The organism is Burkholderia sp. BCC0097 (genome assembly GCF_902832985.1).
Lineage (GTDB): Bacteria > Pseudomonadota > Gammaproteobacteria > Burkholderiales > Burkholderiaceae > Burkholderia > Burkholderia orbicola.
The window spans coordinates 530,419-542,901 of the sequence record NZ_CADFDM010000002.1; the positions used below are offsets into that span (position 1 = coordinate 530,419).

Consider the following 12,483-nt stretch of genomic DNA (forward strand, 5'->3'; position numbering starts at 1 on the left):
GTTGTCTCCTTTGAGACGCACTCTACGGATCGGCCTCGCCTGCCGCCATCAGCGGAGCGGCAACACGTCTTCAGTTTTTGTGAAGAGGCGGCTCGCGCAGCGTGGCGCCGGGCCACCCGCCTGCCGCGACGATCTCGCGCGCCACGTCGGCGAGGACGACCCGCGCGGCGAGCCCGGCGGGCGACAACTCGTCGTCGGAGACGCTCGCGATCAGGTTCGGCCGCGTCGCGTGGGCGTCCGCGACCGGGATGCTCGTAAGCGCGGCGTTCTCGAGCCGCGCAAGCGCCGCGCCCGGTTGAATGGTTGCCCCGAGCCCGCCGCGCACCGCATCCATCAACATCGCGAGGCCGTCGACTTCGGCGGCGATGTGCGGGGTGAAGCCGGTGCGGGCGAATGCGGCATCCAGCAAGGCGCGCAGGCCATGCGGGCCGCTCGGCAGGATCAGCGGCACGGCGCCGAGGTCCGCCAGACGGACGTGCGGCCCGTCGGGCATCCCCGGCAGGCCGGGCGCGCCGATCACGAACAGATGTTCGTCGAGCAACGGCATCACGCTCCAGCGCTGCGCGGGTTCTTCACGAAACAGGATCGCCAGGTCGATTTGGCGCGCACTCAGCATCGCGCCGAGATAGCCCGACAGACTCTCGACCATGCGCAAGCGGACATCCGGATAGCGCTGTCGCATCGCCCGCATGAACGCGAGGCCGAGTACGCCGGTCGTACTGGGCGCAAGCCCGACGCTGACGTGCCCCGACAGGCGCGCCTGACGCGCGGCCAGCGCAGCATCGTCGACGTGGCGCAACGCGAGTTGCGCCTGTCTCCAGAATGCAAGACCGGCGTCCGTCGGCACGACGCCCGTGGAGGTGCGTTGCAGCAGGCGCGTGGACAGCTCGCTCTCGAGCCGGCTGATCTGCTGGCTCAGTGCGGACGTCACCACGCCCAGTTCGAGCGCGGCCTTGCCCATGCTGCCGTGTTCCACGACGCAGACGAAATAGCGCAGTTGCCTCAGTTCCATCGACACCTCGAATTGACTCAGCCGCGGTATTGTCGCAGCCGACGAGGCGCCGGTGGGGCGAATCGCGTCCGCCGAGGCCGTGGAGCGACGCCGGAAAGGCTACGGGATGGCGGGATCGGCTGGCGGCGCCGCTCGCGGCGGCCGTTCCGGCTCGGCGAGTGTTCAGGTCGCGCAGTGAAGGCCGGCCTACGTGCGTGCCGGCGCGAACGGCCGTTTCATACCGCTTCGCTTACTGTCCGTCGACGTCGTTCGCGCAGGACTTCATGTCGCCGCGTGTCCCGCTTTCATTCGGAAAGCAGCCCGCGCGCGGCCAGATTCGCATACAGCGCGCGCACGCCGAAGGTCCACGGCGCGATCTCCGTGCAAAGCCGCACGGTATTGACGAGCGCGCCGAGCGCGGGCGTGGAGATCGTGACGCGATCGCCCAGGTGATGCGTGAATCCGCCGCCGGGCGCGTCGCGATCCTGGATCGGCGAGAACATCGTGCCGAGGAACAACATGAAGCCGTCCGGATACTGGTGATGCGCGCCGCAGGTCTGCGCGACGAGGTCGGCCGGGTCGCGGCTGATCTCGCGCATGTGGCTGATGCCGTCGAGCACGAAGCCGTCGTCCGCGCCTTCGACGCGCAGCGACACGCTGCATGCCCGCACGCTGTCGAGCGTGAAGCCGTCGTCGAACAGCCGCACGAACGGGCCGATCGCGCACGAGCCGTTGTTGTCCTTGCATTTGCCGAGCAGCAGCGCCGAGCGGCCTTCGATGTCGCGCAGGTTCACGTCGTTGCCGAGCGTCGCGCCCACCGGCCTGCCGTCGCTGGCGACCGCGAGCACGATTTCCGGTTCGGGGTTGTTCCACACCGACACGGGCAGCAGCCCGACGTCCGCGCCGAAACCGACCGCGGACATCGGCTGCGCCTTGGAGAACACCTCGGCATCCGGGCCGATGCCGACTTCCATGTATTGCGACCACGCGCCGCGGCGCTCGAGTTCCGCCTTCAGGCGCAGCGCGGCTTCCGAGCCGGGCGCGATCTTCGACAGATCGGTGCCGATGGTCGCGGCGATGGTGTCGCGTACCTCCCGCGCTTTGGCCGGATCGCCGCCGGCCTGTTCCTCGATCACGCGCTCGATCAGGCTGACCGCAAAGGTCACGCCGCACGCCTTGACGGCCTGCACGTCGCACGGCGCGAGCAGGTGCGTGGCGCCGGGCGTGCCGTCGAGCGCCGCCTGCAGCAGCGGCTCGACGCGGCCGAGCGGTTCCCCGGAAGCGGTGCGCGCGAGGGCGACTGCATCGGGCCGGTCGAACAGGTCCGCGGTGGTCGGCACGGTGCGCGTGATGTCGAACACTTCGCCGCCGCGCACGGCGACGACGCTCGGGCCCGCGTGGGCACCGTCGTGCCGCCAGACGCGGCCGATCAGCAGCGCGTGGGCGAGGTCGTGCGGCAGGCAGTCGGAAACGGAAGGAGTACGCATGGTCAGCTCGGCAAGAGTCGGGGGCGGTGGGATCAGTGCGAATGGCGCGGGTTGCCGCGCTGCTCGATCACCTTCAGGTACAGCGTGGCCGGTTCGAGGCAGCCGCCGGTGGAAAGCTGGCCGACGAAGCGGCGATAGAGTTCCTGCCACGGCGTTTGCGCCTGCGGCACGGTGAAGCTGGCGCTCTCGCGGCGGCGCGCGAGTTCGTCTTCGTCGACGAGCACGTCGACGCTGCGGCGATTCAGGTCCACGCGCACGCGGTCGTTCGTGCGCAGCAGCGCGAGGCCGCCTCCCACTGCCGCTTCCGGCGACACGTTGAGGATCGACGGGCTGGCCGACGTGCCGCTCTGGCGGCCGTCGCCCAGGCACGGCAGCGACGTCACGCCGCGCTTCACCAGCTCGGCGGGCGGCGCCATGTTCACGACTTCCGAGCTGCCCGGGTAGCCGACCGTGCCGCAGCCGCGGATCACGAGGATGCAGCGCTCGTCGATGTTCAGCGCGGGATCGTTGATACGGGCGTGGTAATCCTCGGGGCCGTCGAACACGATCGCGCGCGCCTCGAACGTGTTTTCCGCGCCCGGCTCGGAAAGGTAGGTCCGGCGGAACGCGTCGCCCACCACCGACATCTTCATGATCGCGCTATCGAAGAAGTTGCCCGACAGCACCATGAAGCCGGCGCCATGCTTGAGCGGCGCGTCGGGCGTGCGGATCACGTCGCGGTCGGCGTCCTGCGCGGTGTCGGCGATCTCGCCGATCGCGCGGCCCGACACGGTCAGGCAGTCGCGTCGCAGCAGCCCCGCCGCATCGAGCTGGCGCAGCACGGCGGGCACGCCGCCGGCCCGGTGGAAGCTCTCGCCGAGGTATTCGCCGGCCGGCATGCAGTTGACGAGCAGCGGCACGGCTTCACCGAAACGCTGCCAGTCTTCCAGGCTCAGCTCGACGCCCATGTGGCGCGCAATCGCGATCAGGTGCGGCGGGCAGTTGGTCGATGCGCCGAGCGCGGACGCGACGACGATCGCATTCTCGAACGCCGCGCGCGTCATGATCGTCGACGGGCGCAGGTCTTCGCGAACGAGCTCGACCGCGCGCTTGCCGGTCGCGTAAGCCATCTGCCCGCGCTCGCGGTAGGCGGCGGGAATGCTCGCGCAGCCCGGCAGCGACATGCCCAGCGCCTCGGCCAGGCTGTTCATCGACAGCGCGGTGCCCATGGTGTTGCAGTGGCCGATCGACGGCGACGAAGCCGTGGTCAGCTGCATGAAGCCTTCGTAGTCGATCTCGCCGGCGGCGAGCAGGTTGCGCGCATGCCAGATCACCGTGCCCGATCCGACGCGCTTGCCGTCGTGCCAGCCGTCGAGCATCGGCCCGCCCGACAGCACGATCGCGGGCAGGTCGACGGTGGCGGCCGCCATCAGACAGGCCGGCGTGGTCTTGTCGCAGCCGGTCGTCAGCACCACGCCGTCCAGCGGAAAGCCGTGCAGCACTTCCACCAGCCCGAGGTAGGCGAGGTTGCGGTCGAGCGCCGCGGTGGGCCGGCGGCTTTGCTCGGCCAGCGGATGCACGGGGAACTCCATCGGAATGCCGCCCGCGTCGCGGATGCCGGCCTTGGTGCGCTCGGCCAGCTCGATGTGATGGCGGTTGCACGGCGCCAGGTCGCTGCCCGTCTGCGCGATGCCGATGACGGGGCGGCCAGATTGCAGTTCCTCGCGCGTCAACCCGTAGTTCATGAAGCGCTCGACATAGAGCGCGGTCATGTCCGCGTGCGCGGGATCGTCGAACCATTCCTGGCTGCGCAGACGGCGAGGGGTGTGTGACATGGCAGGCTGTCTCCGAAGGGCCTTCTTGATTTTGCGTGCCGGATGGTACCGGTAACATCGATTGGATGTTAGCACGGGTTTTTTGCGTAGCGGAAGGGATTTCGTGCGCGCGTGGCGCAGATGCGGGGCCGGGGGCCGGTGCGAGGCCGCGCACGTCGCGCGTCGGCGCGCGCCCGGCCGTCGGCCCGTCAGGCGCTTTCCCGCGCGATGATCGTGTAGTCGATCCGGATGCTTTTCGACTCGCTCGGCTCGCCGCCGTCGCGCGCTTGCAGCGCCGCCAGCAACGCTTCGCCCGTGCGCAGCCCGATGCCGTACGCGTCGACCGACACGGTCGTGATGGTCGGGTGGCAGCATGTCGCGACTTCGAAGTTCCCGAAGCCGGCCACGGCGATGTCGGCGGGCACGGCGAGCCCGCGCCGGTGACACTCCATGATCGCTCCGAACGCCGACATGTCGCTCACGCACATCACCGCGTCGGTATCCGGCCATCGCTCCAGCAGCGCCGCCATCGCCGGCCCGCCGTGGCTCATCGTGATCGGCGATTCGCCGAGCCGCACGACGCGCGGTTCGCCCAGCCCGAGCGCCTTGATCTCCGCCTGGTAGCCCTTGAGCCGGTCGAGGCCGCGGCGATCCAGCTCGCTCGCGCCGACCAGAAAGCCGATGCGCCGATACCCACGCTCAGCCAGGTGACGCACCATCGCACGGGCGGCGCGCACGTTCGAGAAGCCCACGGCGGTGTCGATCGGGCGCGTGGGCAGGTCCCACATCTCGACCACCGGAATTGCCGAGCGCTCCAATACCTTGCGCGTCGCGTCGGTGTGCTGCGAGCCCGTCAGCGCGATGCAGCGCGGCTGGTGCCGCAGCATCGAACGGACCAGCCGTTCTTCACGTTCGAGGTCGTAGTCGGTGTCGCCGAGCAGCAACTGCAGGCCATGCGGTTCGAGCGCATCGGTCAGGCCGCGCACGGTGTCCGAGAAGTTGGAACTCGACAGCGACGGCACCAGCACCGCAACGAATTCCGAGCGCCCCGACGACAGCGCGCCGGCGGCGGCATCCGCCACGTAGCCGAGCTGGTCGATGGCCTCGCAGACCCGTGCGCGCGTCTCGGCGGCCACGCTGTGGCCCGCGAGCACGCGTGACACCGTCATCTTCGATACGCCGGCGAGGCGCGCTACGTCGGACATGCGGGGCGGCCCGGCGGGCCGGACGGCGGTGGGGCTGGGCATCGGAATCGCGATCGGGAGAGAGCCGGAAAGGCTACATCATACCGGTGCCGCATACCGTGCAGGCACGGTCGCGGCGTGCCCGGCGCAGCGAGGGCCGTACTAGGGAAACCACGCGTTCGACGGCACTTGTACGCGCCTGTCGCGGCGTGCTACCTTCGAATTTGTTACCGGTATCAACGTGCTGATCGCTCCAGTCGCCTCGCCGGCTTTTTTTTGCCACCGGATGTTATCGGTAACATCGATGCGTCAAACGCACTCGCCGGTACGAAAAAGATCGACATAAACAGGAGACAGACCGATGCCATCCATCACGCAGGCCGCTGCCGCACCGGCCGCGGCCGACTCGTCCGAAGACGCCCTTTATCGCAAGGTCATGCGGCGCATCCTGCCGTTGCTGCTGCTCTGCTACGTCGTGGCCTACCTGGACCGCGTCAACGTGGGCTTCGCCAAGCTGCAGATGCTCGACGACCTGAGCCTGAGCGACGGCGTCTATGCGCTCGGCGCCAGCATCTTCTTCTGGGGCTATTTCCTGTTCGAAATGCCCAGCAACCTGTTGCTGCACCGCTACGGCGCACGCTTCTGGATCGCGCGGATCATGATCACGTGGGGCATCGTGTCGTCGTCGATGGCGTTCATCGTGCCGCTCGCGCAGTTCTTCCACGTGCAGACGACCACGATGTTCTACACGCTGCGCTTCCTGCTGGGGCTGTGCGAAGCCGGGTTTTTCCCGGGCGTCATCCTGTACATGAACTACTGGTTCCCTGCGCGGCGCCAGAGCGTGGCGATGTCGGGCTTCCTGGTCGCGATCCCGCTGAGCCTGACGCTGGGCAGCGTGGTGTCTGGCTGGCTGATGGAGCAGACGCACGGCTTGTCGGGCATGAGCGGCTGGCAATGGATGCTGCTGCTCGAAGGGCTGCCGTCGATCGTGGTGGCGTTCATCGTGCTGGCGTGCCTGGGCGACGGCCCGCAGTCGGCGAAGTGGCTGTCCGCCGACGAAAAGGCGGTGCTGTCGCGCAACCTCGAATCCGAGGCCGCGCACAAGTCGCACAGCATCGGCGCAGCGCTGCGCAGCCCGCGCGTCTGGCTGCTCACCTTCATCCTGCTGACCTTCAATACCGGCTTCTACGGGCTGGCCTTCTGGTTGCCGTCGATCATCCGCGCGTCGGGCGTGCAGAGCCCGCTGCACATCGGTGTGCTGACGGCCATTCCGTACCTGACCGCCATCTTCGCGATGGTGTGGAACGCGTCGCATTCGCGCAGGACCGGCGAGCGCCGCCTGCATGCGGCGATTCCCGCGCTGATCGGCGGCGTCTTCCTGATCCTGAGCGCGGCGTTCGCGCACAACGTGGCGCTGTCGATCGTATTCCTGACCATCGCCACGTGCGGCATCCTCGCGCTGATGCCGATCTACTGGACCTTTCCGGGGCAGATCCTGTCCGGTACGGCCGCGGCGGCCGGCATTGCGCTGATCAACTCGGTGGGTAACCTGTCCGGCTTCACGGGCTCGATGATCACCGGCGTCGCCAAGCAGATGACCGGCAACATCAACAACGGTACCTACGCGCTCGGCGCTTGCCTGCTGGTCAGCTGCGTGCTGATCGCGGCGATTCCGCGCGATATCCTGCAGCCGCCGGCGGGGCGGTAGGGCGTCGCCCGACGTTACGTCCGGCCGGGGGCGGTGACATCGCGCCGCTCCGGCGCCGGATGCATCACATCATGTGGATTGATCTCGTGTAGGTTCGCTCCGCCATCACACACGGAATTCCGGATACCGCCTGCGCGGTCGCTCGCGCGAGTTGGCCGAGTGACCGCTTCCGTCCGCTTAACCGCCATCGGCCTGCTTTATGCACAGGCACACGACGTGAGTAAGCGTGACTTCAGGTGCCTTCGTTCATCGTCAGGATGATCTTTCCTACGTTCACGGCCGACTCCATCCGTCGATGAGCAGCCGCGGCATTTGCAAGAGGAAACACGCTGTCGACGACCGGCTCGAGGCCCGCGCCTCCCGCAAAGCGATCCAGCCAATGTTCGCGAAACCGTCGAACCATCGCGTGTTTCTCGCGCGGGTCGCGCGACTTCATCACCGTGCCGATGATTTGCAGATGACGGTACAGGATCTGTTCGAGCGCAACGCTCACGTCACCGCCGCCGCCGAGTATGCCGACCTGCACCAGCCGCCCGCCGTTTGCCAATGACGCGACGTTCCGCGAAAAATACGGCGCGCCCACGAAGTCGATGACCACATCGACACCGCGTTTGCCTGTCCTGCTTGCGACGATTTCCGAAAAATCCTGTGTCTTGTAGTCGATCGCATGGTCCACGCCGAGTTGAACGATCCGTTCCAGTTTCGACGCTTCTGCGGTCGCGAATATCGTCGCGCCGGTTGCGTAGGCCAGTTGGACCGCCGCGGAACCCACCCCGCCCGCCGCTGCATGAATGAGCACCGAATCGCCACGCTGCAAGCGGCCCAGATACAACAACGCTTCGTGTGCAGTGACGAAGACTTCCGGTATTGCAGCCGCGTGCACATAGTCGATCGTTGCCGGAATGGGCATCGCCATTCTCCAGTCAATGCGCGCCAGTTCCGCATAGGCCCCGCCGCCCACGACGCCCATTACACGATCACCCACGGTGTAACCCTGCACGGCGCTTCCAGTCTCGATCACCTCGCCGGCGATTTCGAGCCCCATGATCGTCGAGTCGCCGAAGTTCGGCCGGCCGTACCCGCCGCGCCGATGTGTCAGATCCGCGCGATTCACGCCCGCGGCATGGACGCGTATCAGTAGATCGTCGGGGCGAACCTCGGGTGCCTGGACCTCGGCCAGTTGGAGAACCTCGGCCTCGCCGAATTCCTTGAATGTGATGGCTTTCATTTCCTACCTTCCTGCGTCGTAGCTGAATTACCGGCGAGATCGTCGGATCGAGGTTGTGCGCCAAGCGTTGCCTGCGCCGCGGCGGATGCGGAGATTGCCGCGGGAAACCCGGCATAGAACGCGAGGTGAGTAATTGCCGCGGAGAGCTCTTCGCGGGTTACGCCGTTCGTCAACGCGCGGCGCAGGTGAGCGGGCAACTCGTCGAGATGGCCCCCCGCGATCAGTGCGGCGACGGTCACGAGGCTGCGGTCGCGCGGTGAGAGCGCCGGATCGCTCCAGATGCGCGGATAGAGCGTGTCGTCGACGAATGCCGAAAGCGTCGGCGTGAAGGCCCGCGCGGCCTCGCGCGGACTGTCGAAATGCGTATGAGACATGGCGATACTCCTTCAAGCCTGGCTGATGAACTTGTGCGTGAGGTAGTACTCGATGCCCTCGGTGCCGCCTTCCGAGCCGTGGCCGCTTTCCTTCATGCCGCCAAACGGCAGTTCGGTCGAGACGATGCGGTACTGGTTGATGCCGATCATGCCGGCCTCGAGACCGTCTGCGACATCGATGGCCGTGCGCGCATTGCGGGTGAACGCATAGGCGGAGAGCCCGTACGGCAACCGGTTTGCTTCGGCGAGCCCGTCGGCGAGGGCATCGAAGCGCATCAGCACCGCGATCGGGCCGAACGGTTCTTCGTGCATCACACGTGCGTCCTTCGGTACGTCGGCGAGGACCGTGGGCTCGAAGAAATACCCATCGCCGTCGATGCGCTTTCCGCCGGCGAGGACCTTTGCGCCACGTTCCACCGCATCGGCGATGAGTTCCTCCATCTTGGCAAGCTGGCGCGGATTGGCCAGCGGCCCGACCTGCGTGCCGGCATCCATGCCGTTCCCGACCTTGAGGGCCGTGGCGGCACGCACGAAATGCCCGACGAACTCGTCGTAGACTTCGCGCTGGATCAAGAAACGCGTCGACGAGATGCAGATCTGGCCCGTACCGCGAAAGCGATTCGCCGCACCGTCGACCGCGGCCTTTTCGACATCCGCATCGTTGAATACGAGGACAGGCCCGTGGCCGCCCAGTTCCAGCGTGATGGGTTTGACGCCTTCGGCGGCACGCGCCGACAGCAGGCGGCCGATCGGCACCGAGCCCGTGAACGTCACCTTCCGGATTACCGGGGAAGCGATCAGATGCTTCGACACCTGGTCGGGCACGCCGAATACGACTTGAAGCACGCCCTTCGGCAACCCGGCGTCGTCCAGGGCACGTGCCAGCGCGAGCGCCGTTGCGGGGCTTTCCTCGCCGGGTTTGATGATGACGCTGCATCCGGCGGCGAGTGCGGCGGAGAGCTTGCGCGCCGGGGTGATCGCAGGAAAATTCCACGGCGTGAATGCGGCTACGGGCCCGATCGCCTGTTTCTTCACGAGCTGTTGCACGCCCGGCCGGTTGGACGGCACCACGCGGCCGTCGATACGGCGCGCCTCTTCGGCGAACCATTCGAAATAGTCGGCGGCACGCAGGACTTCGTCGCGGCTTTCTGTCAGTGGCTTGCCTTCCTCGAGCGTCATGACGGTAGCCATGTGCTCGGCGCGCTCGCGCATCAGTTCCGCTCCGCGCTTCAGAATGCGTGCACGTTCGCCTGGCACGGTGTTGCGCCAGAGGTCGAACGCCCGCGCAGCGGCCTGCAGGGCGTGATCCAGATCGGCTGCCGTCGCCAGCGGGACGCGCCCGATCTCGATTTGCGTGGCGGGGTTGATCACCGGCGCCGTTTCGCGTTCGCCCGCGCCGATCCATTCGCCGTTGATGAAAAGATGAAGTGTGTCGTAAGTGATGTCCATGGTAGTAACCTGTGTGATTAGGATTGCGATTCAATATGTGTTCGCCGCGAGCCGGATAGGGAAACCTGGGCCACACCGTGTCTGGATGGTCCGCCGTGGCGGGCCGGGCTCGGGTTTGATACGTCCGCGTTCTGATTTCCTGACTTCGGGACCAAGTCTAGGTGTGAAGCGGGCGGCAACTTAGAGGGGCCGGAAAGAATGAATCTTGTCGCTGGAGAGAAAATCCCCAGTCGAAATGAAAGCATATTGAAAGGACGCGCAAAAACGACACGAGGTCCCGCGCTGACTGCACGAAACAGGCGCGGGCCCTATGATCACAGGCTCGCGCGGGCCGGAACGCAGCGATTCGACGAAAAATTCAAAACTAGGGTGGCTAATGGACAAGGTGCACACCATGTCGGTGTTTGCGAAAGTGGTCGAGATGGGCAGTTTCACGGCTGTCGCAAACCACCTCGATACGACGGTCGGTAACATTTCCCGAGCGGTCTCGGTGCTGGAAGACAATCTCAACACCCGGTTGCTGCAGCGTTCGACGCGACGGCTTGTAGTAACCGATGCGGGTCGACGTTTTTACGAGCGCAGCGTTGCGATCCTCTCGGACATCGAACGGGCAGAAGCGGAGGCCCGCGATGCACTGCTGGAGCCGCGTGGTGTATTACGCGTGCATGCGGTGCCGGGATTAGGCCGTCGACTTGTTTCGCAGGCCGTGCTTGCCTATCGGAGCGCATACCCCGAAGTATCGGTCGATCTTATGCTGTCACAGAGGATGCCGAATCTGCTCGAAGAGCAGCTCGACGTGGCGATCGTGATTGCACGCACACTGCCGGACTCGGCGTATGTGAGCCAAAAGATCGGCGCGAGCCATTGCATTCTGGCGGCATCACCCGACTATCTGGCACGACATCCGGCCCCCGAATGCGTGGAAGATCTTGCCGATCACAGCTGTGTGCTCCTCAGCACGGTCGATTACGCACCGGACGAGTGGCATCTGCAAGGCAGGGCCGGCGAGGCGGTGTATCGTCCAACGGGATCCCACTTCAGTGTCAATGACATGGATGCGATGTCCACGGTACTGCACGAGGGCGCGGGGATTGGGCTGATCGCCGCCTTCTCCGCAATCGATGATTTGCGTAAAGGATCGCTCGTTCGCGTTCTGCCTGAATTCCACACCGCTCAGCGCAACGTATATGCGGTGTATTCGTCCCGTCAGTTCGTCGACGCGAAGATCAAGCGGTTCGTCGATGTACTGAAGTTGCGGGTGGGTGACCGGCTGGATGCGTATGCGGAGGAACTCGCTATCACGGTCGTATGATCCCGGTCACGTTCGGCATGGTCGGGTAGGCATCCGATTTCCCGGCGGCCACCCTCGTATTGGGTGTATGTGGTTGTGATGTTGCAAGTACGCCGGGCCGACGAATTCGCATACGTTGCACGCTCGCGCTGGACTAAATGCTCCGCGACCGGTTCCCGGCTACAGCCGACCCCGTCGGACAACATCCGGCGTTTCCTGCACTGAGCGAATAGCCTGCCAAGCGTTGCCGAATGGACGCCCGCTTCGGGTCGTTCAGACCCGTTCGCGTCGCGCCACAACTGCCATTCGCGGCCGCGTGCAGGTCCTGACTATCGATCGCCGGTTCACGACACGCCGCGCCGCATCCGCCGCACCTGCAACCAAATCGCGGATATCAGGAAATAAAGCGCACCGACTCCCGCGTAGCCCGCGATCTTGACGATCGCGGGCGGCATCGGCACATGGCTTTGGACGATGAAGAACAGGCCGGCCAGTGCCGATTGCGCACCGCTCAGGATCATCACCCACTGTGCGCCGGCAAGCTTCCAGCGTCGCACTGCGGTGCCGAGCTGCATCGCGCCGGAGAGAATCGCCCAGACGCCGAACACCGTGAGCACCGCATGCATGCCCGCATTCAGCGCCGGAAATACCGCCAGCGTCGTGACGGCGCTGATCGCGACGTTGACCGCCTGCGTGCGGTTTGCCGCCATTCCGCCGCTACGGGACAGGTCGACGAAATTGGCGAGCGCATCCCAGGCCGGATAAACGACCAGCAGGATCGCCGCGCCGGCCGCGCTCTGCCGGCCGACGGAAAACGCCAGCGCGACCCAGATCAGCGAGAACGCCGCTCGGCAAAAGTAGTACCGTTTCAGCCATTGTTCGTCGGCAGGGGGGCGAAATTCGGGGTAGCGGTCAGCCATTTGCATTCCTTCGTATATTGAGTCGTCGTTCCGGCCGATATGCAGCTTTCCGCCACGC

10 protein-coding genes are annotated in these 12,483 nt (G+C 66.1%); 2 read left to right on the plus strand and 8 right to left on the minus strand.

Annotated features, from left to right (window positions below; genetic code table 11):
- Positions 1-70: 70 nt before the first annotated feature.
- The 4 genes from HWX07_RS07595 to HWX07_RS07610 form a co-directional block, all read right to left on the minus strand.
- Positions 71-1,012: a LysR substrate-binding domain-containing protein gene (locus tag HWX07_RS07595; RefSeq protein ID WP_124676847.1), complete on the minus strand. Its 942-nt coding sequence runs from the start codon at positions 1,010-1,012 to the stop codon at positions 71-73.
- Between the two features lie 284 nt (positions 1,013-1,296).
- On the minus strand, positions 1,297-2,478 hold the full coding sequence (locus HWX07_RS07600; RefSeq protein WP_175875822.1) for a fumarylacetoacetate hydrolase family protein: 1,182 nt from the start codon (positions 2,476-2,478) through the stop codon (positions 1,297-1,299).
- 32 nt (positions 2,479-2,510) lie between these two features.
- A complete protein-coding gene (locus HWX07_RS07605; RefSeq protein WP_175875823.1) occupies positions 2,511-4,292 on the minus strand; it encodes an IlvD/Edd family dehydratase in 1,782 nt (593 codons plus the stop codon).
- A gap of 188 nt (positions 4,293-4,480) precedes the next feature.
- Positions 4,481-5,518, minus strand: a complete 1,038-nt coding sequence (locus HWX07_RS07610; protein WP_175875824.1) for a LacI family DNA-binding transcriptional regulator — start codon at positions 5,516-5,518, stop codon at positions 4,481-4,483.
- Positions 5,519-5,816: 298 nt separating this feature from the next.
- On the opposite strand from HWX07_RS07610, the gene HWX07_RS07615 reads away from it, so the two are divergent.
- Positions 5,817-7,163 (plus strand): MFS transporter, encoded by a 1,347-nt coding sequence (locus tag HWX07_RS07615; RefSeq protein WP_175875825.1) that lies wholly within the window; start codon positions 5,817-5,819, stop codon positions 7,161-7,163.
- A gap of 232 nt (positions 7,164-7,395) precedes the next feature.
- On the opposite strand, the gene HWX07_RS07620 is transcribed toward HWX07_RS07615, so the two are convergent.
- The 3 genes from HWX07_RS07620 to HWX07_RS07630 are packed head-to-tail and all read right to left on the minus strand — an operon-like array spanning position 7,396 to position 10,214.
- Positions 7,396-8,391 carry an NAD(P)H-quinone oxidoreductase gene (locus HWX07_RS07620; protein WP_175875826.1) on the minus strand — a complete coding sequence of 332 codons (996 nt, stop codon included), beginning with the start codon at positions 8,389-8,391 and terminating at the stop codon, positions 7,396-7,398.
- Positions 8,388-8,765 (minus strand): carboxymuconolactone decarboxylase family protein, encoded by a 378-nt coding sequence (locus HWX07_RS07625; RefSeq protein ID WP_175875827.1) that lies wholly within the window; start codon positions 8,763-8,765, stop codon positions 8,388-8,390. The genes HWX07_RS07620 and HWX07_RS07625 overlap by 4 nt, the downstream gene beginning before the upstream one ends.
- 12 nt (positions 8,766-8,777) lie before the next feature.
- The gene (locus tag HWX07_RS07630; RefSeq protein WP_175875828.1) at positions 8,778-10,214 is read right to left on the minus strand and encodes an NAD-dependent succinate-semialdehyde dehydrogenase; all 1,437 of its coding nucleotides are present in this window, start codon (positions 10,212-10,214) and stop codon (positions 8,778-8,780) included.
- Between the two features lie 376 nt (positions 10,215-10,590).
- Between HWX07_RS07630 and HWX07_RS07635 the strand changes: the two genes are divergently transcribed.
- Positions 10,591-11,526 (plus strand): LysR family transcriptional regulator, encoded by a 936-nt coding sequence (locus HWX07_RS07635; RefSeq protein WP_175876156.1) that lies wholly within the window; start codon positions 10,591-10,593, stop codon positions 11,524-11,526.
- A gap of 323 nt (positions 11,527-11,849) precedes the next feature.
- Here the strand turns inward: HWX07_RS07635 and HWX07_RS07640 are convergent, their stop codons facing one another.
- Entirely contained in the window at positions 11,850-12,425 is a 576-nt protein-coding gene (locus HWX07_RS07640; RefSeq protein WP_175875829.1) for a DUF308 domain-containing protein, read from the minus strand.
- Positions 12,426-12,483 lie beyond the last annotated feature (58 nt).

What these genes read in the sequence shown, in the direction of transcription:
- HWX07_RS07600 (WP_175875822.1), bottom strand. Translation starts at nt 2,478, where the DNA reads ATGCGTACTCCTTCCGTTTCCGACTGCCTGCCGCACGACCTCGCCCAC.
- HWX07_RS07615 (WP_175875825.1), top strand. Translation starts at nt 5,817, where the DNA reads ATGCCATCCATCACGCAGGCCGCTGCCGCACCGGCCGCGGCCGACTCG.
- HWX07_RS07595 (WP_124676847.1), bottom strand. Translation starts at nt 1,012, where the DNA reads ATGGAACTGAGGCAACTGCGCTATTTCGTCTGCGTCGTGGAACACGGC.
- HWX07_RS07640 (WP_175875829.1), bottom strand. Translation starts at nt 12,425, where the DNA reads ATGGCTGACCGCTACCCCGAATTTCGCCCCCCTGCCGACGAACAATGG.
- HWX07_RS07610 (WP_175875824.1), bottom strand. Translation starts at nt 5,518, where the DNA reads ATGCCCAGCCCCACCGCCGTCCGGCCCGCCGGGCCGCCCCGCATGTCC.
- HWX07_RS07620 (WP_175875826.1), bottom strand. Translation starts at nt 8,391, where the DNA reads ATGAAAGCCATCACATTCAAGGAATTCGGCGAGGCCGAGGTTCTCCAA.
- HWX07_RS07635 (WP_175876156.1), top strand. Translation starts at nt 10,591, where the DNA reads ATGGACAAGGTGCACACCATGTCGGTGTTTGCGAAAGTGGTCGAGATG.
- HWX07_RS07630 (WP_175875828.1), bottom strand. Translation starts at nt 10,214, where the DNA reads ATGGACATCACTTACGACACACTTCATCTTTTCATCAACGGCGAATGG.
- HWX07_RS07625 (WP_175875827.1), bottom strand. Translation starts at nt 8,765, where the DNA reads ATGTCTCATACGCATTTCGACAGTCCGCGCGAGGCCGCGCGGGCCTTC.
- HWX07_RS07605 (WP_175875823.1), bottom strand. Translation starts at nt 4,292, where the DNA reads ATGTCACACACCCCTCGCCGTCTGCGCAGCCAGGAATGGTTCGACGAT.